Genomic DNA, 23,170 nt, shown 5'->3' with positions numbered 1-23,170 from the left:
ATTGTTACTCACACCCTCATATCCTATGCTGCGTCTGGATTTTCGCCATTTTGCGAGTGGTCGGCTTTGGCGGCCCCCATCATCTCACGACACTCTTTCATCATTCCACGCATGTCACCCATCATTTCCATATGCTTGTCGCCGCTCATCATGCCGGTTTCTGAATGACTTTGGTCCGCTTTATCTGCCGCTGCGAAACTCAGTCCGCTCGCCAAGGTGATTGCGATTGCTGTAACGGTGATGGCCTTTCGCATGTTAAATCTCCAAGTTCAGTGGGTTATTCGCTTTTGCTTAACAAGGTGTTTTCGCCAACGTTGGGCTCCTTGGGCTTGTCGCACTTACCGCTAGACATATGCTTCATGCATACGACCATCATCAACAAGCAGGGCAAGAGAAAGAGCAGGCTTGGCAGCGTTGTTGCCAACGCCGCAGTGCTTTGGTTCAGTAGCATGTAGCCAACCACAGCTGCGGTTAACCCCGTTACGACCGGATTGCGCTGCAGTACGCTTTTAATCTTGGATATTATGCTGCTCATCTAACTATCCCTCGGATATTAAGCTTGGCAGATTAGCCATTGTTCACGCCAACTGGGGTGCTCAGGAACTCTACCGTATGGATCTTCCCGTCGGGGGTCTTGACCTTCATCTCATACGTCTGGACTTGGGCACTAGTTCTATAGTTTTGAATCATTCGAGTCGTGCCGGTCGCCCCTGCAGGTGCGATGCTCAGCACTTGACCCTCTTTGACAAGCTCCTTAAGGGTGGGCTTTGCTCCTGCCGAGTCATTTAAGCGATTCAGCGTACGTTCGCTTCCGCCTTCGGCCATTGCAAGCGAGGAAGCAACGGTCAGAATAAAAGGAACGATTACTTTGGTTATGCGGTTCATGGTTTGCAGCTCTTGGTTAGTTGATGCCTGTAGATTAAAGGCTTGCTACTTACAAGAAGCTGTTGCCAAGGTTACAAAGCGGTAATCGCTTCATTCTCGTGTTGGTACGACCGCCGCGCCTGCGGCGGTCGCTTTCTGCTCTTTACTGCTTTTCGATGCGCGTAATGGTGGAATCCATACCTTTCGAGGAGAACTCGAATTCGACCTGGTCCCCTTCTTTCAGCGTTTGGAGCTGATCAGGCTTTGCTTTGAAGCCCATCGTCATCGACGGCCAGCCCAACGCTTCGACCGGGCCGTGGGCAATGGTGACGGTTCCGCTCTCGGTGTTTACTTTCTTGACCGTACCTGTGGCTGTAGCGGTCTGTCCCGCCGACTTCTGGTCCATTGGCATGTTCATGCCTTTGTGATCCATCGGCATGCCGTCCATTGGCTCCTTGTCGGCGGCATAGGCGACTGGTACTAGGAAGAGTGAGGCAAGGGTGATGTGCTTGATGTTCATAGATGTTCTCCAGGGGAGTTGGTTGCGTGCTGGGCCTGCAATTGCCGGCGGCGCATCAGCAGGTAGGCTGCCGGCAGAACGAACAGGGAGAGCAACGGCGCGGTGATCATCCCGCCCACCATGGGCGCGGCAATACGGCTCATGATTTCGCTGCCGGTCCCGCCGCCCCAAAGGATGGGCAGCAGGCCAGCGATGATCACGGCGACGGTCATGGCCTTGGGGCGCACTCGCTGGACAGCACCTTCACGAATGGCGTCGAGCAGGACGCCTTCGCCATGGGCTCCAGCGTTAACCCGATCCGTCCAGGCGTTCTTCAAATACAGCAGCATAATGACGCCGAACTCAGCAGAAACGCCTGCCAGTGCGATGAATCCGATTCCTGTCGCTACGGATAGGTTGTACCCGAGCAGATATAGGAACCAGACGCCCCCGGTCAGAGCGAATGGCAGCGTAGCCATGATGAGCAGCGCCTCGCCAAAGCGGGCAAACGTTAGGTAGAGCAATACAAAAATGATCAGCAAGGTAGCCGGAACGACGAGCTTCAGCTTCGCGTTAGCGCGCTCCATGAATTCGAATTGGCCGGAATAGCTGATGCTCATGCCGGATTCGAGCTGGACCCCTTTGCTGATCTTTTCCCTCAGATCGCCCACCACAGCCGCCATGTCGCGGCCACGAACATCGACGTAAACCCAGCCCGACAGCCTTGCGTTTTCGCTTTTAAGCATGGGCGGTCCGTCTGTCACCTGTACTTTGGCCACGGTCCCCAACGTGATCTGGCTGCCTTGCGGCGTGTAGATCGGTAGGTTGCGCAGATCGGATATCGAGTCGCGCCACTCGCGGCCATAGCGGAGGTTGATCGGATACCTGGCGAGCCCTTCCACGGTTTCACCAATGGTTTGACCACCGATGGCACCGGCCACGATCGATTGCACGTCCGCGATATTCAGGCCGTAGCGTGCGGCGGCGACACGATCGATATCCACATCGATATACCTGCCGCCGGTCAGTCTCTCAGCAAGCGCCGAACTGACCCCAGGCACCGTTTTGGCGATTTTTTCCACTGCCTGGGTGGCTTTGTCGATCTGTGCCAAGTCAGTGCCATACACTTTCACCCCGATCGGGCTCTTGATACCCGTCGCCAGCATATCGATACGGTTTCGAATCGGCGGGATCCACAGATTGGCTAATCCAGGTACCTGTACGGTGCGATCCAACTCCTCAACCAGCTTGTCAGGCGTCATCCCAGGGCGCCATTGATCCTTCGGCTTGAACTGAATGGTCGTCTCGAACATTTCCAGCGGGGCGGGATCTGTAGCGGTGTCGGCTCGACCAGCCTTACCGAACACGTGTGCAACTTCTGGAACCGTTTTTATGAGCCGGTCCGTCTGCTGCAGTAGCTCAGAAGCCTTCTGAGCGGAGAGGCCTGGAAGCGCAGTGGGCATATAAAGGAGGTCACCTTCATCCAGCGGGGGCAAGAACTCCCCACCAAGGCGAGAGGCCGGCCACAAGCCTGTCAGGAAGACCAGAACAGCCACCAGCAGAGTCATCTTGGGCCAGCGCAGTACCGCGTCCAGGGCCGGCTTGTAGATCCAGATGAGGCCACGGTTGAGTGGATTACGGTGTTCGTCAGGGATTTTGCCCCTGATCCAATACCCCATGAGCACCGGAACCAGCGTGACAGACAGGCCCGCGGCGGCTGCCATTGCATAGGTTTTGGTGAACGCCAGTGGACCGAACAGCCGGCCTTCCTGCGCCTCCAGGGTGAACACTGGAATGAACGACAGCGTGATGATCAGCAGGCTGAAGAACAATGCCGGCCCCACTTCAACAGCCGCGTCAGTAATGACCTTCCAGTGCTCCTGGCCCTTCAAGGTGGAGTCAGGATGCCGCTTGTGCCAGGCCTCAATGTGCTTGTGGGCGTTTTCGATCATGACGATTGCTGCATCGACCATCGCTCCGATGGCGATCGCGATGCCACCCAACGACATGATGTTGGCGTTGATGCCTTGCCGCTGCATGATCACAAAAGCAATCAGGATGCCGATCGGCAACGACACGATGGCGACCAACGACGAGCGCAGATGCCACAGAAAAATCGCGCAAACCAACGCAACGACAATGAACTCCTCGATGAGCTTGTGCGTGAGGTTTTCAACGGCACTGTCGATCAGCTTGCTACGGTCGTACGTCGTGACGATTTCGACGCCTTGGGGCAGGCTCGCTTTCAGCTCATCCAGTTTGGTCTGAACGGCAGCGATGGTTTCCCGAGCGTTCTTGCCGCTCCGCAGGATCACCACGCCGCCGACTACCTCACCTTCACCGTCAAGCTCGCTGATGCCCCGGCGCATTTCCGGGCCGAGCTGGATATGCGCAACGTCCCCTAGCGTCACTGGCACGCCGCCGTCGAGACGCAAAGGAATGGCTCGAAAGTCTTTGAGTGTCTTGAGATACCCGGTCGCACGGACCATGAACTCGGTTTCTGCGAGTTCCAGAACACTCCCGCCGGTTTCACGGTTGGCTTCATCGATCGCCTTTGCAATCTGCTGCTGCGTCACGCCCCTGCTTGCCATGCGCACGGGATCCAGTACGACCTGATACTGCTTGACCATCCCGCCTATGGGCGCGACTTCCGCCACGTTGGGCAGTGTCTTGAGCTCATAGCGCAGGAACCAATCTTGCAAAGAGCGCAGCTGCGAGAGGTCATGTTTGCCCGTTCGGTCTACCAAAGCATATTGGTAGATCCAGCCGACACCTGTGGCGTCAGGGCCCAAAGCGGGTTTGGCGGCGGCGGGAAGCCGACTCTGCACCTGACTCAGGTACTCCAGCACCCGAGAACGGGCCCAATAGAGGTCGGTGCCGTCCTCAAACAGGACGTACACGTAGCTATCCCCGAAGAAGGAGTAGCCGCGGACCGTCTTTGCGCCGGGGACAGACAGCATGGTCGTCGTCATTGGGTAGGTGACCTGATTCTCAACGATCCGGGGCGCCTGCCCGGGGTATGGCGTGCGAATGATGACCTGAACGTCGGAAAGGTCTGGCAACGCATCGACAGCAGTGTTCTTGACCGACCAGATACCCCAGGCCACCGCGAACAAAGTGGCCAGCAGGATCAGAAAGCGGTTGGCTACTGACCATCGGATTATGGCTGCAATCATTTCTGGCCCCCGAGCTTCTCGATGCGCTCGATGACCAGGCCTTCGTCGCTTTCACGCACGCCCACACGGACGCGGTCGTCGACTTGCAAGCCTGACAGCAGGGATTGATCCGCAACCGGAAAGGACATGGTCATCCCAGGCATGTTCAGCGTCTTGAACGGCCCATGCGACAGGCCAACCATGCCATCTTCCAGGCTGACGATCGTACCTTCAGCCTCGTGCAGCGCAGGTTCTGTAGAAGTTGCAGGCTCCTCCAAATCCTGAGCGGTCAGCCCGCGTAGGCTCGCCTCTGAATCCAGGAGAAACTGACCGGACGCCACGACCTTCTGACCGGCTTCCAGCCCTTCAAGCACCTCTGTCTGGTCATCGAATTCCCGGCCTGTGCGAACCTCAATCGGGCGGTAACGGCCTTGATCCTCGGCCAGCATCACCAATGCGCGCCGACCGGTGCGAATGACCGCCTCGGACGGGATGACCAAGACATCTTCGACGTTGCGACTCAACGTCACCTCGGCCGTCATGCCGGGACGAAGCCGTTGTTGCGGATTAGGCAGTTCAACCCGGACGCGCACAGTACGGCTATCCAAGTTGGCTTGTGGTAGTACGGCCTGGATCGTCCCTTCCAGAACTTCACCTGCAAAGGCCGGGAGGCGCGCGTTGACCAGCTGCCCAGGCGCCACATTTGCAACCTGCGCCTCAGGCACCGCAACCTCTAACCATACCTTTTCCAGCCCATTAACACGTGCCAGAGACGCACCGGTGGATACGGTCATGCCCTCGCGAACGTCGAGGCTGTTCAGCACGCCGCCTATTGGACTCCTCACTGTCCAAACAGGGCGCGCTTTACCAGTTCGTTCTAGCTGCACTATGACTTCTGGCGGCATGCCAGCAAGGCGCAACCGCTGGCGAGCCGCTGCGAGCAGCTGGGGTTGGCCGACCCCTTTGAGCGCCAGGTACTCTTCCTGTGCGGCAGCCCATTCGGGAACCAAAAGATCGGCTAACGGCGCGCCTTTTTCGATGACATCCTCCGGTGCTCGGTCGTAAACGCGCTCGACAAAGCCACCGGCACGCGCCTGCACAACCGCCACGTCTCGCTCGTCAAACATCAACGCGCCTGTCGCTTCGAGCGACTGGCTGATCGATTCACGCGTTACGGTTGCCAAGCGCACGCCGAGATTCTGCGTCACGCTCGGGTCGATACTGATCGATGCCCCGTCGCTTCCCTCATCTGCATAGCGTGGAATCAATTCCATATCCATGAATGGCGACTTGCCCGGCTTATCGAACTTTTGCTGGGGGACCATAGGGTCATACCAATAGAGCACTTCCTTGTCTTCTTCTGCAGGCGATTGTCCGAAGGCTGCGGTAGGCAGACCGATTAGCGCTGCAGCGCTAATCATCAGAGGCAGACTGAAGGCGAGTACCAGCCGCTTGTGTTGGAATGTCATGGTCGGGTATCTCCAAAGGCGAAATGCAGGCGGGCATTGCTCAACGATCGATCGCGGGCGACGTCAATACGCCGTAGCCGGGTCTCCACAAGCTGTCGTCGCGCTTCGATCACAGCGGTCAGCTCACCGCTTCCGGAGCGGTAATCGGCCATGGCAAGGCGGACCTTCTCTTCAGCGAGGGGTAGTAAGGTTTTGTCGAGGCGGATGAGTGCGCGGTCCAGACGCTGATACTCAGCGAGGTCAGTACCCAGCTCTTGGTTGTACAGGCGCAAGGTCGCTTGGCGCTGAGCCTCGATCTGGGCAAGGCGAGCTCGTTCGGCCGCGATCTTCGGATCCTGCCGAGAGCTGGTAAACAGCGGCAGGTCGAAGCTGACGCTGAGGTTCACCATGTCGCCGTACTCACGGCCACGTCGCAGGTAGTCGACCCCCCAACTCCAATCCGGTGTTTTCTCTGCGATGGCCTGGTGAACCTTTGCCTCCGCTTCACGAGTCATCGGGTCGAAGGCGAGTAACGCCGGGTGCCGGTTCAGGTTGTGCTGATAGTTATCAACGGCGGCAAGCCATTGCGGCCAGTCACCTGTAAGCGGCTGGCCTGCTAGCTCGCCTATCCAGCGCCGGAGGCCGGCCCGCGCAACAGCCTGGTTACGCAGCAGCTCATCCTCTTGTTCAGCCAGCAATGCTGCCTCTTGCCTCGGAAGTACGCTGTCTGCGGTTTGTCCGCTGCCGCCAGCAATGCGGGCCTGAACAGCCCGCGAAAGGAGCTGATTCTCGCTGTAAAGCTGCTTGAAAAGGCTTAGCTTCTGCTCGACCGCGAAGCTAGCGATCCATGCCTCGGCGGTTGCTTGGCGCACACCGAGACGTTCAACCGTTTGCTGGGCGTTTGCGAGCGCAACACTAGCCTGCGCGGCCTCGGCACGAGCGCGCCTTTTCGCTCGGTTTGGCACATCTTGCATGACCCCAACCATTTGCATGGTCATGGCCTCTTGCTCCAACTGCCAGCGAGCGTCACCTTCGATGGGCACGCTTTGCAGTCCAAGCTTAAGTTTAGGGTCAGGAAGCTCGCCGGCAGGGATTGCAGCGCTGCGTGCGGCCACCAGGTTGGCGGCTTGCGCATGCAGCGAAGGCGCGTCTTGCTCGGCCACGCTCAGAGCTTGTTCTAAGGTCAAAGCGGACGCTAACCCTGGAAACGAGAGCGCGCCCATGATCAAGGCGGCCACGTACGGCGGCGCCCAATAAATACGGGGTTTCATTTGCGAAGGATTCCTGATCTTTCATGCGAGCCAAAGGCGCGCGGTAGCCGGCCCGAATGCTCACTCGGGCGGTTCCTATAATTTGATCGGAATTAGACGCGGGGTGGATGCCAGACGGCGTCTAAAAGGCTAGAGGGGATCAGGCCGTTATAGGGAGTGGTCACGGGTTTAGCAGCAGGCATCAGCTGGGCTTTTATTGAGACAAGCTGAAGGATACTTGCAGTTTTGCATTCTTGGCCCGTCTTGCAGACGGTCGCCGTTCCATGCTCATTCGCTTCACAGCACTCGGGCTCAGCGCCGCTGACGCCAGCCATCGACGCGTGGCTGGCTGCCATAGCCTCTATGCCTACCCTATCAGGCATTACGTGATGCGCTGACGACCCAACCGGCATGAGCAATTGCGCCATCCCGTTGATCGGAAGCGCGAGCACTAGCAGCAGGACAAGGAAGGAGCGCATGTAGGACTTCATATTTCCAGCTTACGGGCAATTCATGAGCAATCAATGAGGCTTCGGTCGCTTCGCAACCGAAGCCTAAGCCGACAGGCTTCAAACTACACGCGTTTGACGGAGCCGGAGTGCGTTGAACACAACCGATGCTGAGCTGAGGCTCATGGCCAGGGCAGCAATCATCGGAGACAGCAACAGTCCGAAGAACGGATAGAGCAGACCTGCGGCAATCGGGATGCTCAACCCGTTGTACATAAAGGCAAACAGAAGGTTCTGACGCATATTGCGAACCGTCGCCACCGAAAGCGTGCGCGCGCGCAGTATCCCCATCAGGTCACCTTTAACGAGCGTAACTTGGGCGCTGTTCATGGCGACGTCAGTGCCCGTGCCCATCGCTATGCCGACATCAGCCCTGGCGAGCGCCGGCGCATCATTTATTCCGTCGCCTGCCATGGCGACTACTTTACCTAGGGCTTGTAGCTTAACCACCAGCGCCTCCTTGTCCTGCGGCTTCACTTCGCCATGCACCTCATCGAGCGATAGCTCACGAGCCACCGCGCGGGCAGTGGTAAGCCCGTCGCCGGTGGCCATGATGACTTGCACGCCCTCCGCTTGGAGCCGCGCTACAGCTTCCTTGGACGTCGGTTTGATTGGGTCCGATACGGCCAGCAAGCCGGCAAGTGCCCCATCAACAGCCAGGTAAACAATGCTGGTACCGCTCTCGCGCATTTTTTCTGCCTGATATTTCAACGGCTCGACGCTCACACCCGCATCTTCCATAAGCGCGGTGTTGCCTAGCTGTAGCTGCTTGCCTTCCACCAGACCACGGACTCCGATCCCTGACCCTGACTCGAAGGTCTCTGGCTTCGCCAGCTGGATACCTTCGCTTCTGGCATGGTCTACGATCGCGTGGGCTAGGGGATGCTCACTACCTTGATCCAAGCTGGCAGACAAACGGATGACTTCCTGCGAGTCAAACGGCGTGACGCCTATGGCCCGATCGAAGACAGGTCGGCCCTCGGTCAAGGTTCCTGTTTTATCGACAATCAGCGTGTCTACCTTACGGACATTTTCGATGGCGCCTGCGTCTCTGAAAAGCACTCCACTTCCAGCCGCTTTGCCTGTGGCAACCATGATCGACATAGGCGTTGCCAGGCCAAGTGCGCAAGGGCAAGCAATGATCAGAACCGCAACTGCATTGATCAGGCCGAATACCCAGCCCTGCTCGGGTCCAAACAGGCCCCATGCAAAGAATGTCAGCAAGGCGATACCAATGACCGTCAGCACGAAATAACCCGCAACCGTGTCCGCCATTCGCTGCATGGGTGCTTTGGAGCGTTGCGCATTCGCAACCATCTGGACGATTTGTGAAAGCATAGTCCCGGAGCCAACCCTGGTGGCTCGCATGACAAGCGAGCCGCTCGTGTTCATCGTCGCGCCGATAAGCGAATCGCCTGTCCGCTTCGTCACCGGAACCGGCTCGCCCGTTAGCATGGATTCGTCGACGGCGCTCTCGCCCTCTAACACCTCTCCATCAACGGGTACCTTTTCACCAGGACGAACGCGCAGATGGTCGCCCTCGTGAACATGTGTGAGCGGGATGTCCTCCTCGGAACCATCCTTGGCGATACGGCGAGCTGTTTTGGGTGATAAGCCAAGCAGGGACTTGATTGCGGAAGATGTCTGAGAGCGGGCCTTCAGTTCGAGCAGCTGACCTAAAAGCGTCAGTGAAATGATGACCGCTGCGGCTTCGTAGTAAACGCCTATCCGGCCGCCCACAGTGAATGACTCTGGAAATATGCTCGGTAAGACGGTTGCTACGATGCTGTAAATATACGCAGCCCCTGTGCCAAGCCCGATCAACGTCCACATGTTTGGGCTGCGATGCTTAACTGATGCGAAACCGCGCACGAGAAATGGCCAACCTGCCCACAAGACAACCGGGGTCGTAAGGGCTAGTTCAACCCAGTTCTGGCTAGCGCCGTGAAACAGCGGTATCGCATGTCCCGCCATTGCCAACAGGGTTACTGCTACGGTCAGGGGCAGAGACCACCAGAATCGCTTCGAGAAGTCCTTGAGTTCGGGATTCTCCTCCTCGTCGAGTTCAGGGATCAGAGGTTCCAATGACATCCCGCAGATAGGGCAATCACCTGGATCCATTTGGCGGATCTCAGGGTGCATCGGGCAGGTGTACTCTGTCGTTGCATCACCGGCGGGTGGTTTCTGTGCGGGTGGGGTAGATGCCCGAGAGGAGGTCCCATGAGCCTGCGGTGCAGCGAGATATCGAGCAGGGTCGGAACGAAACTTGGTCTGGCAACCCTGGCTGCAGAAGCGGTAAGTGCTTCCCTGATAATGCTCTTGATGCTCGCTATCCTCTTCCACCTTCATCCCGCAGACGGGGTCTGTGAGTGCTGCAGTACCTTTCGTTTGGTCGGGCTGGTGATGGCACTGCTGAGAGGACATACGGGGCACCTTATGGATTGGTTAGCGACGAACTTGGCCTATTGCAGGGACATTTGCGGTTTTTCAATGCTTGCAGCGTCTGACAGCCAATATATGCAAAGCGTCCTGACCAAAGGCTGAAGTAACCATTACATTTCTGTCAGGTTCTCTGGTATGTCAGGTCGTATGTATGTCCTGGGCGCGGTCAATGACTATTTGAGATCAAGACATCTCCACGGACGATGCGAGGCTGATCCAACCGGCTCGGAGTCTTCTTTTCGAATTTTGAAATTTCGCACCGTTGGTAATCACCACAAGCGAGGCGCGTCGGTGACGCGGAAGGGTACCGCGACTCCTCGCGACTGCTTAATTGCAAACGAAAGCGGATGATCTGAGTAATTTGTAGCGAGGGGCAGGTTCGAGAAAGTCTGCGTACGCTGAGATCTGCTCACTAACACCTAGCTACCCATCTAGTGCACGCACGAAGCGCGCCACGCGTCGAGCTGTACGGCGAGGCCACAAAATGATGAAAATTATGGCTCAGCAATAATTATGGCTGAGCCATAATTTCATATAACCGCAGCGTCACGGAAAAACCGCAATTATTTACAGCCTGCAATTGACCATGACAGCTGCCCCTCCAACGAGGGGATAGACTAAGTAGGTTAGCTAACTCGGGGCTGTGGAGATGATCGAGGATCGCGCCAATGAGCTGTTCATCAGCGCCGCTAGCAGCTGGAAAATCGGCCAAAAACGCGATGAGCAAAGCCAGCTTTCAGTTCGATTCAGGAGTACTAAGAAGGTCTCTTCTGGACGGCGACTACAAGGAGCTGTCCATGACCAGCCGACACGCCATTAAGGCTGCGGCCTCGCCTCTCCTTCACAGCGCCCATTTGATCGGATGCTCATTGGACAAGCAGCTTCGGAAGGCTTCATCCTAGTAACCAATAATCATGCTATAGCGAAGTATTCGGGGCCAATCAAGCACGTCGGTTGAATGCGCCAGCCTTCGATACCCTGTCGTGACGGGATGTCTAATGACCATACAAGCCGTCATTTTTGATGCTTTCGGGACACTGATAAAGATTCAAGATGGGTCGCATCCGTACCGACAGTTGATGAAGATCGGAAAGGCGCATGGGCGGCGCCCCCGCCCGGACGACGCGTCTTTCCTGATGAAATCTGCGATAACGTTGACGCAAGCCGCAGCGCATTTGGGGATCACTGCAAGCCCTGAACAATTGAGCACTCTGGAAACTGTCCTGGCAGAAGAGATCGCAGCCGTTGAGGCATATCCTGACGGGCTCGAAGCGGTGAAACTGCTCCAAGAGCAAGGCATTCGAATCGGTGTTTGCTCGAATTTGGCTTTCCCGTACCGGCAAGCCGTCCTGCGTTGCTACCCCATGCTAGACGCATATGCATTTAGCTGTGATTTAGGCGTAATGAAGCCCGAACCCACCATCTACAGTTGGATTTGCGATCAGCTTGGGGCGTCCCCGACCGCATCGTGGATGATCGGTGACTCCCAACGTTGCGACCGAGATGGGCCAACGGCAGTAGGCATCCGAGGCTTTTTTGTTGACCGAAACAGCACCAACGGTGACTGCCCTGAATTGGTTACGTTCGCTCGTAAGGTATTGGCAACCGCGCCTTGAGCGAGCGATGTCAGCCCCATCCATTTTCGCACTTCGCGATTGAAACCTGGAATCACACCAAGCAATCCTGCTCCATGAACCTCGAACCGCAGTCAAGATAAGACCGTAAATTGAGTTGAGGTGATTATGATCGGGGGCCAACGGGAACACCTTAGAAACCCAAGACGCCTCCCTAGATCATTGGTAACTTCAAACTCAGGAGCGTTTGGCTTCAACGCAGCCTAAACCCAACCGACTGCGGGCAGCTCTACTCGCCAACGCACGCAAAGCCACTCTCACAGATAGGTGAATGCGATGCTTGACAAGGCTCAAAAGGTTCATATACTCGCGCTCACTGTGAGCAATCCAACAAATCAAGGTTTCCTGCATAATGCGCTGAAGCCTTGATTTGGCCGGGATATTGAAGTTTGGGATTCAAATCCCCCCGGCTCCACCAAACACAAAGCCCCGGCATCGAAAGATGCTCGGGGCTTTTTCTTTGGGGTGTTGAAAGCCTCGGGAAGACCGTCGGTTCGCTGTTGTCCGATCGCTTCCACTCGCGACAGGCGTTCCGTGGCATGCTTTGGCGCGATGACCTCACGTGGACCTATTCCCCGCAGCTCGGCAGTCGTTCCCAATTGTTAGCGAAACCGGCCTGCCTCCAACCATTGGCTGCTTCCCCTCATCCATCCCGCGCGCAGGGACACCGGCATGCATCTTTCCATTCGCGGTGAACAGACTGATGACGTCGCCGCCATCGCACGGCTTACCAAACTGGCCTTCGCCACGGCCGAGCATTCCAGCCATACCGAGCAGTTCATCATCGACGCCCTGCGTCGCAGCGGCCAGTTGGCTATTTCGCTGGTCGCGCTTGAGGGCGATGAGATCGTTGGGCATGTGGCCGTTTCACCGGTGACGATTTCCTCGGGTGCCCTCGGTTGGTATGGCCTGGGGCCGATCTCCGTCATGCCCGAGCGGCAGAACCTGGGGATCGGTTCGGCCTTGATGACGACCGCGCTCGACGAACTCCGGTGCCGGGGCGCCGCAGGTTGCGTTTTGCTGGGCGACCCGCTCTATTACCGGCGCTTTGGCTTCAGATCCCATGCCTGCCTGCAGTTGCCTGGGGTGCCGCCCGAGTACTTCCAGGCCTTGGCGCTGCACGGCGAAATTGCAGAAGGTGCCGTCAGCTATCACGCATCATTCGAGGCAACGTGCTGAGAAGAACGGCAGCGAAACCTGGCGCTACACCGGCGGCTCGATCCCCAGCACCCGCATGCGCCGGTACACCGTCGGCCGCGACACGCCCAGTTCGCGGGCCACTGCGCTGACGTTCCAGCGCTGCCGGCGCAGCAGGCTGCGCAGGGCATCGTCCGGGCCCTGTTCCAGTGCCGGCGGCTCGTGGCGGGCCAGGGTGCGCGGCAGGCATTCCTCGGGCAGGTCGTGCACGGTGATCTCGGCACCTTCGCAGGTTGCCAGGGCGTACTGCAGGACGTTGCGCAGCTCGCGGATGTTGCCCGGCCAGGGATAGGCCAAGAGCGCACTCATGGCATCGCCACGCAGGTGCGGGGCATTGCTGCGGCCCTGCGCCAGCTCGGCGTAGACGCGCTCGATCAGGTAGCCCTTGTCGGCCCGCTCGCGCAGTGGCGGCAGCTTCAGCAGGGCGCCATTGAGCCGGTAGAACAGGTCTTCGCGGAACGCGCCGGCCTCGACCATCTGCCGCAGGTCGCGGTGGCTGGCGGCGATCACGCGGATATCCACCTTGACCGGCTGCTCGGCGCCCAGCGGCGTCACCTCCTGCTCGGCGAGCACACGCAGCAGGCGGGTCTGCAGGTGCAGCGGCATGTCGCCGATTTCGTCGAGGAACAGCGTGCCCTTGTCAGCCTGCTGGATCAGCCCGCGCATGCCCTTGCTGCGTGCGCCAGTGAAGGTGCCGGGCGCATAGCCGAACAGCTCGCTCTCGATCAGCGACTCGGGCACCGCGCCGCAGTTGATCGCCACGAACGGCGCCTGGCGGCGGCTGCCGCTCTCGTGCAGGGCGCGCGCCAGGCGCTCCTTGCCGGTGCCGGTCTCGCCGCTGAGCAGCACGTTGAGCGGCTCGCTGCACAACCGCTGGGCGCGGGCGAGCATCTTGCGCATCGCCGGATCGTCGTCGGCCAGGGCATCGAGCGCGCAGCGCGGCGCGCCCGCCGTGCGCTCGGCCGGCAGCGGCGCGGCGCGGCGCGGTTCCATCAGCGCGGCGAAGAACAGCCGGTTGTGCCGCCCGGTGCGGAAGGCGCGCACCTGGTCATGGCTGGCGTAGGGAATGCTGAGGATGTCCGCCAGCTCGCAGTCGAAGAACTCGTCGATGCGTGCCCGCGTCAGGCTGCCGAATGGCCCCGGCGTCATCAGCCCGTGCTCGGCGAGCAGGCCGCGGGCGGCCGTGTTGCCGGCCAGCAGCTCGCCGTCGTCGCCAAGCGCCAGCAGGTAGTGCCGGTTGATCAGCACGAACTCGCGCGAGGCATCGAAGCAGAGGATCGGCCGGTCGCGGTACAGGCGCAGGAAGTAGGCGTCCTCGATCATCCGCGCGTACTGCTTGACCAGCTGCAGGGCAAAGGTCTGCGAGTCCTTCGACGGCGGCGAATACAGCGCCGAGATGTCGAGCACCGCCAGCAGCTGACCCTGCGGGTTGAACATCGGCACCGCGGTGCAGGTGAGGTTGGTATGCCAGGCGCTGAAATGGTCGTGCTGGTGACAGGTCAGCGCCTGCTGTTCCTTGATGCAGGTGCCGACCGCACAGGTGCCGGCATGGTCCTCGCCCCAGTCCGAGCCGAGGTAGAGGCCGGTCTTGCGGTGGGCCTTCTCGTCGGCCGGGTCACCGAGAAACTGCACGGCTATGCCGCGGCTGTCGGTCAGCAGGATGACGTAGCCGAGCTCGGCGACATGCCGGTACAGCTGTTCGACCCCAGCGCGGGCGACGGCGATCAGCTCGTCGGCCTGATCCTGGTGCTCGCGCAGCACTCGCCGCGGCACGAAGCGCGCCTCGGACGGGCGCGCCGGGTCCAGCCCGTAGTCGTGCACGCAGCGGCGCCAGGAGCGGGCGATGATCGGGTCACGGTCACCGCTTTGCTGCGGTGCGTTGGCCAGCGACAGCACGGCCTCGATATGACTGGCAGGCGTGGCGAGCAGCGTCATGCTTCCTCCTCGATCCCGGCACGCAGGCGCCCGGAGACCTGGGTGATTCTTCTTATTGACGGTCTGTTTGTATTCGACCCGTTACAACTGCCAGCCAGCATAAACCAATGCATCCGGCTGGGAAGTTCAACTTTGGAACATGCCACCGCTTAAAAGAGGCATCCAAGTTGTAAAGCGCTTTACAGCGACGTTACAGGTGTAAAGCTCGGGGCGTTTTACACTCCGATTACAGCTCCGCACTCTTCAACGAATATATGCTTGTATATCAATATGTTAGCCAACTAATAAGGCCATCTCTAAAGTTGGCACGCGCCCTGCTCCTGCACTCTTGCGGAACAAGCCCCCGCATAACAAGAACGCCAGGCGCCTGCACTTTTTCTCAGGCTCCGGCAATAAATCAGGAGCTGAGCCATGCAAGATCCAGCCTGCCATAAAGGCGCCCTCAGTCGCCGACGCTTTCTATCCCTGACCGGCCAGTCCGCACTGGCCTTCAGCCTGGCGCAACTGATTCCCGTGCGCCTGCTGGCCGACGAGGCCCTGCCAGAGCTGCCCGCCGGGCTGCTGCGCATGGGCCGCGACGTATTTCCCCACGACTTCATCGACGACGCGCATTACGCCCGTCCGCTGGCCGAGCTGGTCAAGGAACAGCCGAAGCTGGTCGCCGACGGCCTCGAGGACCTCGACCGGCGCGCGCTCAAGGCCCATGACCGTCCATTCGAGACGCTCGACGAAGCGCAGCGCGTCGCCCTGCTGACCGAGGTCGAGCGCACGCCGTTCTTCAAGGCCGTGCGCAGCAACCTGATGTTCGGCCTGTACGACAACAAGGCGCTGTTTCCGCTGTTCGGCTACGAGGGCTCGTCGTGGCAATACGGCGGCTACGTCAACCGCGGCTTCAACGACCTGGACTGGCTCTGAGCGGTCCCCTGCCCACCCGGCGGGCCCACAACAAGAACAAGACGAGGAAGACCCATGGCAACTTTTGCCCAGGACGACGATGGCGTCGTGGTGATCATTGGCTCCGGCGCTGGCGGCGGCACGCTGGCCAACGCGCTGGCCAAACAGAAGATTCGCAGCGTAGTGCTCGAGGCGGGCAAGCGGCACACGCTGGAGGACATCGAGAACGACGAGTGGGCGATGTTCAAGAAGATCTCCTGGCTCGACAAGCGCCAGGCCGCCGGTGGCTGGCACCTGACCGAGAACAACCCGACCCTGCCCGCCTGGATCGTCAAGGGCGTCGGCGGCAGCACGGTGCACTGGGCCGGCATCGCCCTGCGCTTTCGTGACTTCGAATTCAAGATGCAGAGCATCAACGGCGATATCGCCGGCGCCAACCTGCTCGACTGGCCGGTGACGCTCGAAGAAATGGCGCCCTGGTACGAGAAGGCCGAGAAGCACATGGGCGTGACCGGGCCGAGCACCGGCATGGCCTATCACCCCTGGCACAACTCCTTCAAGGTGCTGGCCACCGGCGCCAAGCGGGTCGGCTACAAGGAGATTCTCTCCGGGCCGATGGCGATCAACACCGAGCCCTACGACGACCGCGCCGCCTGCCAGCAGATCGGCTTCTGCATGCAGGGCTGCAAGATGGGCGCAAAGTGGTCGACGCTTTACACCGACATCCCGCGCGCCGAAGCCAGCGGCTACTGCGAGGTACGGCCGCAGTCGATGGTGCTGCGCATCGAGCACGACGCCAAGGGCAAGGTGAACGGCGTGGTCTACGCCGACGCCCAGGGCACCATCCAGCGGCAGAAGGCCCGGGTGGTCTGCGTGGCCGGCAACTCCATCGAGTCGCCGCGCCTGCTGCTCAACTCCGCTTCTTCGATGTTCCCCGACGGGCTGGCCAACTCCTCCGGCCAGGTCGGCAGGAACTACATGACCCACACCACCGCCGGGATCTTCGCGGTGATGCCCAAGCCGGTGAACATGCACCGCGGCACCACCTGCGCCGGGGTGATCTCCGATGAGTCGTACAACGATCCGTCGCGCGGTTTCGTCGGCGGTTACCGCCTGGAAATCCTCGCCCTCGGCCTGCCCTTCCTCTCCGCCTTCCTCGACCCGACGCCCAAGGGCTGGGGCCGCCAGTTCGCCTCGCGGATGGAAAAGTACAACCACATGTCTGGCGTCTGGCTGTGCGGTGAAGACCTGCCGCTGGAAAGCAACCGCATCACCCTGCACGCCACCGAGAAGGACCAGTACGGCCTGCCGATCCCGGTGGTGACCAAGAGCGATCACCCGATGGATGCCGCCATGCGCAAGCACGGCGTCGCCGCCACCGCCAAGTGCTACGAGGCCGCCGGCGCCACCGAGGTGATCGAGCTGCCGCCCTACCCGGCCAGTCACAACATGGGCACCAACCGCATGAGCGCCAAGGCCCGCGATGGCGTGGTGAACAAGTGGGGCCAGAGCCACGACATCCCCAACCTGTTCGTCTCCGACGGCAGCCAGTTCACCACCAGCGGCGGGCAGAACCCCACCCTCACCATCGTCGCGCTGGCCCTGCGCCAGGCCGACCAGATCGGCCGACTGCTCAACGAACGCGCGATCTGACCACTACTACAAGGGAGTCGACCATGACCCAGCCCACCCCCTCGCAGCGCCTGTGGATGTACGAACAGATGCTGACCAGCCGCTACATGGAGGAATCCATCGAGCGCATCTACATGGAAGGCAAGACGCCGGTGTTCAATATGGCCAAGGGGCCGATTCCCGGCGAGATGCACCTCTCCAACGGCCAGGAGCCCTGCGCGGTAGGCGTCTGTGCGCACCTCGAGGCCGGTGACATCGTCACCGCCACCCACCGCCCGCACCACATCGCCGTGGCCAAGGGCGTCGACCTCAACGAGATGATGGCCGAAATCTTCGGCAAGGCCACCGGGCTTTCCGGCGGGCGCGGCGGCCATATGCACCTGTTCGATGGCCGGGTGAATTTCTCCTGCTCGGGGATCATCGCCGAAGGCATGGGCCCGGCCGTCGGCGCCGCATTGTCGCGGCAGATGCAGGGCAAGCCCGGGGTGGCCGTGTCCTTCATCGGCGAGGGTGCGGCCAACCAGGGCGCATTCCACGAAACGCTGAACCTCGCCGCGCTGTGGAAGCTGCCGGTGGTGTTCGTCATCGAGGACAACGCCTGGGGCATCTCGGTGGCCAAGGCCAGCGCCACCTGCATCAAGCAGCACCACGTGCGCGCCGCGGCCTACGGAATGCCCGGTGTCTTCGTCGAGAACAACGACCCGGACGGCGTGTTCCGCGCGGCCGGCGAAGCCATCGAGCGCGCCCGTGCCGGTGGCGGCCCGACCCTCATCGAGATCGAGACCTATCGCCTGGCCGGCCACTTCATGGGCGACGGCGAAACCTACCGCCCCGAGGGCGAGAAGGACGGCCTGATGAAAAAGGACCCGATTCCCGGCTACCGCCAGCGCCTGATCGACGAAGGCGTGATGAGCGAGACGCAGGCCGAGGACATCGCGGCGCGTGCCCGCGGGCGCATCGATGAAGCCGTGCAGTTCGCCCGCGAAAGCCCGTACCCGCGGCCGGAAGAAGCGCTCGAGCAAGTGTTCGTGTGAGCCCGCCCGACAACAACACGAGGAACACCCCATGAACAGCCAAGCCACCATGACCGCCGCCGTCTGGCACGGTCGCAAGGACATCCGCCTGGAACAGGTGCCGCTGCCCGGCGCGCCGCAACCGGGCTGGGTGCAGATTCGCGTGCACTGGTGCGGCATCTGCGGTTCCGACCTGCACGAATACCTCGCCGGCCCGGTGTTCATCCCGGTGGACGCGCCGCACCCGCTCACCGGCATCAAGGGCCAGTGCATCCTCGGCCACGAGTTCTGCGGCGAGATCGTCGCCACCGGTGATGGCGTCGAGGGTTACGCACCGGGCGACAAGGTCGCTGCCGATGCCTGCCAGCACTGCGGCCAGTGCCGTTTCTGCAAGACCGGACAGTACAACCTCTGCGAGCAGCTGGCCTTCACGGGTCTGATGAACAACGGCGCCTTCGCCGAATTCGTCAACGTACCCGCCGAACTGCTCTACCGCCTGCCCAAAGGCTTTCCGCTGGAGGCCGGCGCGCTGATCGAACCGTTGGCGGTCGGCATGCACGCGGTGAAGAAGGCCGGCAGCCTGCTCGGCGAGACGGTTGTGGTGGTCGGTGCCGGCACCATCGGCCTGTGCACCATCATGTGCGCCAAGGCTGCCGGCGCCGGCCAGGTGATCGCCCTGGAGATGTCCGCCGCGCGCAAGGCCAAGGCGCTGGAAGTCGGCGCCACGCGGGTCATCGACCCCAGCGAGTGCGACGCCATCGCCGAGATCAAGGCGCTCACCGGCGGCTACGGCGCCGACACCTCCTTCGAGTGCATCGGCCACAAGGCCACCGCCAAGCTCGCCATCGACGTGATCCGCAAGGCCGGGCGCTGCGTGATGGTGGGCATCTTCGAAGAGCCCTCTGAATTCAACTTCTTCGAGATCGTCGCCACCGAGAAGCAGGTGATCGGCTCGCTGGCCTATGCCGGCGAATTCGCCGATGTCATCGCCCTGATCGCCGACGGCCGCATGGACGTCACCCCACTGATCACCGGGCGCATCGGGCTGGACAGCATCCTCGAGCAGGGCTTCGAGGAGCTGGCCAACCACAAGGACCGCAACGTCAAGATCATCGTCAGCCCCAGCGCACTGGCCGGCTGAGCAGGAGACCACCATGACCACAGCCGTAAAAGAGAGAAAGCTCACCGTCGCCCGCGCCATGGCCGAAGCCGTGGCCCAGGAGATGCGCCTGGACCCGAAAGTGTTCGTGATGGGCGAGGACATCGGCCAGCTCGGCGGCGTGTTCGGTAACACCCGTGGCCTTTATGAAGAGTTCGGCAAGGAGCGCATCCGCGACACGCCAATCTCCGAAACGGCCTTCATCGGCGCCGCCGTGGGTGCCGCCTCGGACGGCATGCGGCCGATCGTCGAGCTGATGTTCGTCGACTTCTTCGGCGTCTGCATGGACGCCATCTACAACCTGATGGCCAAGAACACCTACTTCTCCGGAGGCAAGGTGCCGGTGCCGATGGTGCTGATGGCCTCCACCGGCGCCGGCTACTCGGACGCCGCCCAGCATTCGCAGTGCCTCTACGGCACCTTCGCCCACCTGCCGGGCATGAAGGTGGTGGTGCCGAGCAATGCTTACGACGCCAAGGGCCTGATGACCGCGGCCATCCGTGACGACAACCCGGTGGTCTACCTCTTCCACAAGGCGCTGCAGGGCATGGGCTGGCTGGGCACGGAGAAAGGCGCGACGGTGCCGGTGCCCGACGAGCCCTACATCGTCGAGATCGGCAAGGCCAAGACCGTGCGCGAAGGCCGCGACGTCAGCCTGGTCAGCCTTGGCGCCGGCGTGCATCACGCCCTGCGCGCCGCCGCGACGCTTGAGAAGGACGGTGTCAGCGCCGAGGTCATCGACCTGCGCAGCCTGGTGCCGCTGGACCGCGAGCACGTCATCGCCTCGGTGAAGAAAACCGGCCGGCTGATCGTGATCGACGAGGACTACCACAGCTTCGGCGTCAGCGGCGAAATCATCGCCAGCGTGGTCGAGCACGACATCGGCATGCTCAAGGCCCGCCCGCAACGGGTGGCCTTCCCCGACATCCCCATCCCCTTCACCCCGGTCATGGAGCAATGGGCCCTGCCCAGCGCGGACAAGATCGTGGCCGCCTATCACGCCATGCATAAGGAATGACGTTTATGAGTACCCCCATCGTGATTGCAGACGACCTCTGGGAAGGCGACGCCGAAGCGGTGATCACCTCCTGGCTGGTCAGCGACGGCGCCGAAGTGGCCGCGGGCGACCTGGTCGCCGAGATCATGTCGGAAAAGGCCCAGTTCGAGATCGAGGCGCCGGTGGCCGGCGTGCTGAAGATTCTCGAGGAAGAAGACGCGGTGATCGCCAAGGGCGCGACCATCGCCCAGGTGGAATAGCCATGACCCAACTGCAAACACTGCCTGCCGAGCGTGCACCCGTCCGGGTGCCCGAACGGGTACCGCTCAAAGGCATGCGAAAGATGATCGCGGCGAAGATGCTCGAAAGCCTGCAGACCACCGCGCAGCTGACCCACCACGCCGAATGCCGGCTGGATGCGCTGAAAACCCGCCGCGCTGAGCTGAAGGCCGAGGGCAGCGCGGTGTCCGTGCAGGACCTGCTGCTGCTCAAGGTGATCGAGACGCTCAAGGCCCATCCGGGCCTCAACGCCACCCTCGACGGCGAGGTGATCGAGCACCACGCCGCCGTGCACCTGGGCCTCGCCATCCCCCTGCCCGGCGACCTGCTGGTCGCCCCGGCGCTGTTCGATGCCGACCGGCTCGACGGCGAAGGCCTGTACCAGGCGCGCAAGGCCCTGGCGGACAAGGCCCTGGCCGGCAAGCTGTCGGTCAAGGAGCTGACCGGCGCCACCTTCACCGTCTCCAACCTGGGGCTGTCGCGGGTGCACCACTTCACCCCGGTGCTCAACCCGCCGCAGGTGGCGATTCTCGGCGTCGGCGGCATTCAGCGAAGGCTGGAACTGGGGCCCAGCGGCGAGCTGGTGGAGGTCGAGTGGATGGGCCTGTCGCTGACCTTCGACCACCGTGCGGTGAACGGTGCGCCGGCGGCGGACTTTCTCGACGACCTGTGTCGGCGCATCGAGGGGGAGGCCGCATGAACGGCATCGCCCGCTTCACCGTCGCGGCGGGCCTGGACGCCGAGCGAGCGCTGCTGCAGCGCGTCTGCGACGGCCTGTTCGACAGCCAGCTGCTGCTCTGGCGGCCGACCGGGCAGGCGCTGGTGATGCCGAAAAGCTTCGAGCGCCGGCCGGGCTTCGCATTGGCCTCGGGGCGCTGCGCGGCCCAGGGCTGGCCGATCCTGCTGCGCGACACCGGCGGCGAGCCGGTGCCGCAGTCGCCCGCGGTACTCAATGTCGCCCTCGCCTATGCCCTGCCGGCCGGCGACGACGAGGGCCGGCGGATCGACAGTGCTTACGAGCGGCTGCTCGAACCGCTTGCCGTGTGGCTCGCCGAGCACGAGCTGAAACCCGGTTGCGCCAGCGTTCCGGGGGCCTTCTGCGATGGCCGCTTCAACCTGACCCTGGAGGGCCGCAAGGTCGCCGGCACCGCGCAGCGTTGGCGACGCAGCCGCGACGGCCGCCCGGTGGTGCTGGCCCACGCCGCGGTGCTGATCGACGACTGGCGCGAGCACATGGCCGAAGTCGTCAACCGCTTCTATCACGCCTGCGCCAGCGACCTGCGTTGCGGCGCGGACCGCCACCTGGCCTTGGCCGAGCGACTCCGCGCGGCCTGGTCGGAGGCTGAACAGCTGCCCGAGCACTATCGCCGCGTGCTCGGCTGGCACGGGCTGGAAATCGGCGCACGCGCCGCATCGCCGCCCCGCGTCCTGCCCTGAGCCGGCGCCCGTACTTCCTTTGCGTACACAACAACAAGTCGGCAGCCCGCCTGCCTTGGCACTGGAGGAAACCCCCATGAGCCACCCCACCCCGCCCAAGGGCAGCCTGCCCGGCCAGCGCGGCATCCAGCACTTCGGCCTGACCGTGCCCAACCTCGAGGAAGCGGTGAGCTTCTTCTGCGAGGTGCTCGGCTGCGAGCCGTTCTTCGAACTCGGCACCTTCGCCTTCGACGATGACTGGATGCACGAGCACCTCAACGTCCATCCGCGTGCGGTGATCCGCAACTTCCAGATGCTGCGCTGCGGCAACGGCACCAATCTCGAGGTGTTCGAGTATTCGGCACCGGACCAGGCCGACACGCCACCGAAGAACAGCGACATCGGCGGCCACCACCTGGCGTTCTACGTGGACGACATGGACGCCGCGGTGGCCTTCCTCAGGGAACGCGGCATCCGCGTCCTCGGCGAGCCCTCGACCTTCACCGAGGGGCCAGGCAAGGGCCTGACCTGGGTGTACTTCCTCGCCCCCTGGGGCCTGCAGCTGGAGCTGGTCAGCTTTCCCGACGGCATGGCCTACGAACAGGGCCGCAATCGCCTGCTCTGGGACCCGCGCCACCCGGCGCGCTGAACGGGGGCGACCAGCCGAGCGCATGCCGCAGCCGGGCCCTAATGCTGGCCAGGGCCAATAACCCGACAAGAAATAACTAGAACAGCGACATCAGCGCACAGCTTGTATGCGCCGTTGTAAATCACAAGCGAATCAAGAAGAGCAGTTAACGCTTTAACGGCACTCGTCCGCTCAAGGCATACCTGCAACAAAAGCCAA

At 61.5% G+C, this 23,170-nt stretch carries 20 protein-coding genes; 11 read left to right on the top strand and 9 right to left on the bottom strand.

Annotated features, from left to right (window positions below; genetic code table 11):
- Window positions 1-23 precede the first annotated feature (23 nt).
- The 8 genes from L3N39_RS16425 to L3N39_RS16390 form a co-directional block, all read right to left on the bottom strand.
- Window positions 24-254, bottom strand: coding sequence for a hypothetical protein (locus L3N39_RS16425; protein ID WP_003292646.1), 231 nt, complete (start codon window positions 252-254; stop codon window positions 24-26).
- Window positions 255-277: 23 nt separating this feature from the next.
- Window positions 278-535 (bottom strand): DUF2933 domain-containing protein, encoded by a 258-nt coding sequence (locus tag L3N39_RS16420; protein ID WP_003292647.1) that lies wholly within the window; start codon window positions 533-535, stop codon window positions 278-280.
- A gap of 32 nt (window positions 536-567) precedes the next feature.
- A complete protein-coding gene (locus L3N39_RS16415) occupies window positions 568-885 on the bottom strand; it encodes a co-regulatory protein PtrA N-terminal domain-containing protein (RefSeq protein ID WP_003292648.1) in 318 nt (105 codons plus the stop codon).
- 142 nt (window positions 886-1,027) lie between these two features.
- The gene (locus L3N39_RS16410; RefSeq protein WP_003298789.1) at window positions 1,028-1,384 is read right to left on the bottom strand and encodes a copper-binding protein; all 357 of its coding nucleotides are present in this window, start codon (window positions 1,382-1,384) and stop codon (window positions 1,028-1,030) included.
- Complete coding sequence (locus L3N39_RS16405) at window positions 1,381-4,539, bottom strand: efflux RND transporter permease subunit (protein ID WP_237258533.1); 3,159 nt, start codon at window positions 4,537-4,539, stop codon at window positions 1,381-1,383. The genes L3N39_RS16410 and L3N39_RS16405 overlap by 4 nt, the downstream gene beginning before the upstream one ends.
- Window positions 4,536-5,987 (bottom strand): efflux RND transporter periplasmic adaptor subunit, encoded by a 1,452-nt coding sequence (locus L3N39_RS16400; protein WP_237258532.1) that lies wholly within the window; start codon window positions 5,985-5,987, stop codon window positions 4,536-4,538. The genes L3N39_RS16405 and L3N39_RS16400 overlap by 4 nt, the downstream gene beginning before the upstream one ends.
- Window positions 5,984-7,237, bottom strand: coding sequence for a TolC family protein (locus L3N39_RS16395; protein WP_237258531.1), 1,254 nt, complete (start codon window positions 7,235-7,237; stop codon window positions 5,984-5,986). Before L3N39_RS16395 ends, L3N39_RS16400 begins: the two co-directional genes overlap by 4 nt.
- 548 nt (window positions 7,238-7,785) lie before the next feature.
- The gene (locus L3N39_RS16390) at window positions 7,786-10,149 is read right to left on the bottom strand and encodes a heavy metal translocating P-type ATPase (RefSeq protein WP_237258530.1); all 2,364 of its coding nucleotides are present in this window, start codon (window positions 10,147-10,149) and stop codon (window positions 7,786-7,788) included.
- Between the two features lie 1,016 nt (window positions 10,150-11,165).
- Between L3N39_RS16390 and L3N39_RS16385 the strand changes: the two genes are divergently transcribed.
- Window positions 11,166-11,783 carry an HAD family hydrolase gene (locus tag L3N39_RS16385; protein ID WP_020306044.1) on the top strand — a complete coding sequence of 206 codons (618 nt, stop codon included), beginning with the start codon at window positions 11,166-11,168 and terminating at the stop codon, window positions 11,781-11,783.
- Window positions 11,784-12,473: 690 nt separating this feature from the next.
- Entirely contained in the window at window positions 12,474-12,980 is a 507-nt protein-coding gene (locus tag L3N39_RS16380) for a GNAT family N-acetyltransferase (RefSeq protein ID WP_237258529.1), read from the top strand.
- Window positions 12,981-13,004: 24 nt separating this feature from the next.
- Here L3N39_RS16380 and L3N39_RS16375 read toward each other — a convergent pair whose 3' ends face one another.
- Window positions 13,005-14,933, bottom strand: coding sequence for a sigma-54-dependent Fis family transcriptional regulator (locus L3N39_RS16375; protein WP_237258528.1), 1,929 nt, complete (start codon window positions 14,931-14,933; stop codon window positions 13,005-13,007).
- 411 nt (window positions 14,934-15,344) lie between these two features.
- On the opposite strand from L3N39_RS16375, the gene L3N39_RS16370 reads away from it, so the two are divergent.
- From L3N39_RS16370 to L3N39_RS16330, 9 genes are all read left to right on the top strand, one after another.
- Window positions 15,345-15,848 carry a gluconate 2-dehydrogenase subunit 3 family protein gene (locus L3N39_RS16370; RefSeq protein ID WP_237258527.1) on the top strand — a complete coding sequence of 168 codons (504 nt, stop codon included), beginning with the start codon at window positions 15,345-15,347 and terminating at the stop codon, window positions 15,846-15,848.
- 54 nt (window positions 15,849-15,902) lie between these two features.
- Entirely contained in the window at window positions 15,903-17,480 is a 1,578-nt protein-coding gene (locus L3N39_RS16365; protein WP_237258526.1) for a GMC family oxidoreductase, read from the top strand.
- A gap of 23 nt (window positions 17,481-17,503) precedes the next feature.
- Window positions 17,504-18,493: a thiamine pyrophosphate-dependent dehydrogenase E1 component subunit alpha gene (locus tag L3N39_RS16360; protein ID WP_237258525.1), complete on the top strand. Its 990-nt coding sequence runs from the start codon at window positions 17,504-17,506 to the stop codon at window positions 18,491-18,493.
- 49 nt (window positions 18,494-18,542) lie between these two features.
- Window positions 18,543-19,613: a 2,3-butanediol dehydrogenase gene (locus L3N39_RS16355; protein WP_237258686.1), complete on the top strand. Its 1,071-nt coding sequence runs from the start codon at window positions 18,543-18,545 to the stop codon at window positions 19,611-19,613.
- Window positions 19,614-19,626: 13 nt separating this feature from the next.
- Window positions 19,627-20,649: an alpha-ketoacid dehydrogenase subunit beta gene (locus L3N39_RS16350; protein ID WP_237258524.1), complete on the top strand. Its 1,023-nt coding sequence runs from the start codon at window positions 19,627-19,629 to the stop codon at window positions 20,647-20,649.
- A 5-nt stretch (window positions 20,650-20,654) separates the two neighbouring features.
- Complete coding sequence (locus L3N39_RS16345; RefSeq protein ID WP_041106711.1) at window positions 20,655-20,888, top strand: lipoyl domain-containing protein; 234 nt, start codon at window positions 20,655-20,657, stop codon at window positions 20,886-20,888.
- 2 nt (window positions 20,889-20,890) lie between these two features.
- Entirely contained in the window at window positions 20,891-21,607 is a 717-nt protein-coding gene (locus L3N39_RS16340; protein WP_237258523.1) for a 2-oxo acid dehydrogenase subunit E2, read from the top strand.
- A complete protein-coding gene (locus tag L3N39_RS16335; protein ID WP_043221373.1) occupies window positions 21,604-22,344 on the top strand; it encodes a lipoate--protein ligase family protein in 741 nt (246 codons plus the stop codon). Before L3N39_RS16340 ends, L3N39_RS16335 begins: the two co-directional genes overlap by 4 nt.
- A gap of 76 nt (window positions 22,345-22,420) precedes the next feature.
- Entirely contained in the window at window positions 22,421-22,972 is a 552-nt protein-coding gene (locus L3N39_RS16330; protein WP_237258522.1) for a VOC family protein, read from the top strand.
- The last annotated feature ends 198 nt before the right edge of the window (window positions 22,973-23,170 follow it).

It is taken from the genome of Pseudomonas oligotrophica (assembly GCF_021726475.1).
Classification (GTDB): Bacteria; Pseudomonadota; Gammaproteobacteria; order Pseudomonadales; family Pseudomonadaceae; genus Stutzerimonas; species Stutzerimonas oligotrophica.
The sequence above is the reverse complement of the archived record's forward strand: the minus strand, read 5'-3'. Positions and strand labels throughout refer to the sequence as shown.

What these genes read in the sequence shown, in the direction of transcription:
- L3N39_RS16425 (WP_003292646.1), bottom strand. Translation starts at nt 254, where the DNA reads ATGCGAAAGGCCATCACCGTTACAGCAATCGCAATCACCTTGGCGAGC.
- L3N39_RS16420 (WP_003292647.1), bottom strand. Translation starts at nt 535, where the DNA reads ATGAGCAGCATAATATCCAAGATTAAAAGCGTACTGCAGCGCAATCCG.
- L3N39_RS16415 (WP_003292648.1), bottom strand. Translation starts at nt 885, where the DNA reads ATGAACCGCATAACCAAAGTAATCGTTCCTTTTATTCTGACCGTTGCT.
- L3N39_RS16410 (WP_003298789.1), bottom strand. Translation starts at nt 1,384, where the DNA reads ATGAACATCAAGCACATCACCCTTGCCTCACTCTTCCTAGTACCAGTC.
- L3N39_RS16405 (WP_237258533.1), bottom strand. Translation starts at nt 4,539, where the DNA reads ATGATTGCAGCCATAATCCGATGGTCAGTAGCCAACCGCTTTCTGATC.
- L3N39_RS16400 (WP_237258532.1), bottom strand. Translation starts at nt 5,987, where the DNA reads ATGACATTCCAACACAAGCGGCTGGTACTCGCCTTCAGTCTGCCTCTG.
- L3N39_RS16395 (WP_237258531.1), bottom strand. Translation starts at nt 7,237, where the DNA reads ATGAAACCCCGTATTTATTGGGCGCCGCCGTACGTGGCCGCCTTGATC.
- L3N39_RS16390 (WP_237258530.1), bottom strand. Translation starts at nt 10,149, where the DNA reads ATGTCCTCTCAGCAGTGCCATCACCAGCCCGACCAAACGAAAGGTACT.
- L3N39_RS16385 (WP_020306044.1), top strand. Translation starts at nt 11,166, where the DNA reads ATGACCATACAAGCCGTCATTTTTGATGCTTTCGGGACACTGATAAAG.
- L3N39_RS16380 (WP_237258529.1), top strand. Translation starts at nt 12,474, where the DNA reads ATGCATCTTTCCATTCGCGGTGAACAGACTGATGACGTCGCCGCCATC.
- L3N39_RS16375 (WP_237258528.1), bottom strand. Translation starts at nt 14,933, where the DNA reads ATGACGCTGCTCGCCACGCCTGCCAGTCATATCGAGGCCGTGCTGTCG.
- L3N39_RS16370 (WP_237258527.1), top strand. Translation starts at nt 15,345, where the DNA reads ATGCAAGATCCAGCCTGCCATAAAGGCGCCCTCAGTCGCCGACGCTTT.
- L3N39_RS16365 (WP_237258526.1), top strand. Translation starts at nt 15,903, where the DNA reads ATGGCAACTTTTGCCCAGGACGACGATGGCGTCGTGGTGATCATTGGC.
- L3N39_RS16360 (WP_237258525.1), top strand. Translation starts at nt 17,504, where the DNA reads ATGACCCAGCCCACCCCCTCGCAGCGCCTGTGGATGTACGAACAGATG.
- L3N39_RS16355 (WP_237258686.1), top strand. Translation starts at nt 18,543, where the DNA reads ATGACCGCCGCCGTCTGGCACGGTCGCAAGGACATCCGCCTGGAACAG.
- L3N39_RS16350 (WP_237258524.1), top strand. Translation starts at nt 19,627, where the DNA reads ATGACCACAGCCGTAAAAGAGAGAAAGCTCACCGTCGCCCGCGCCATG.
- L3N39_RS16345 (WP_041106711.1), top strand. Translation starts at nt 20,655, where the DNA reads ATGAGTACCCCCATCGTGATTGCAGACGACCTCTGGGAAGGCGACGCC.
- L3N39_RS16340 (WP_237258523.1), top strand. Translation starts at nt 20,891, where the DNA reads ATGACCCAACTGCAAACACTGCCTGCCGAGCGTGCACCCGTCCGGGTG.
- L3N39_RS16335 (WP_043221373.1), top strand. Translation starts at nt 21,604, where the DNA reads ATGAACGGCATCGCCCGCTTCACCGTCGCGGCGGGCCTGGACGCCGAG.
- L3N39_RS16330 (WP_237258522.1), top strand. Translation starts at nt 22,421, where the DNA reads ATGAGCCACCCCACCCCGCCCAAGGGCAGCCTGCCCGGCCAGCGCGGC.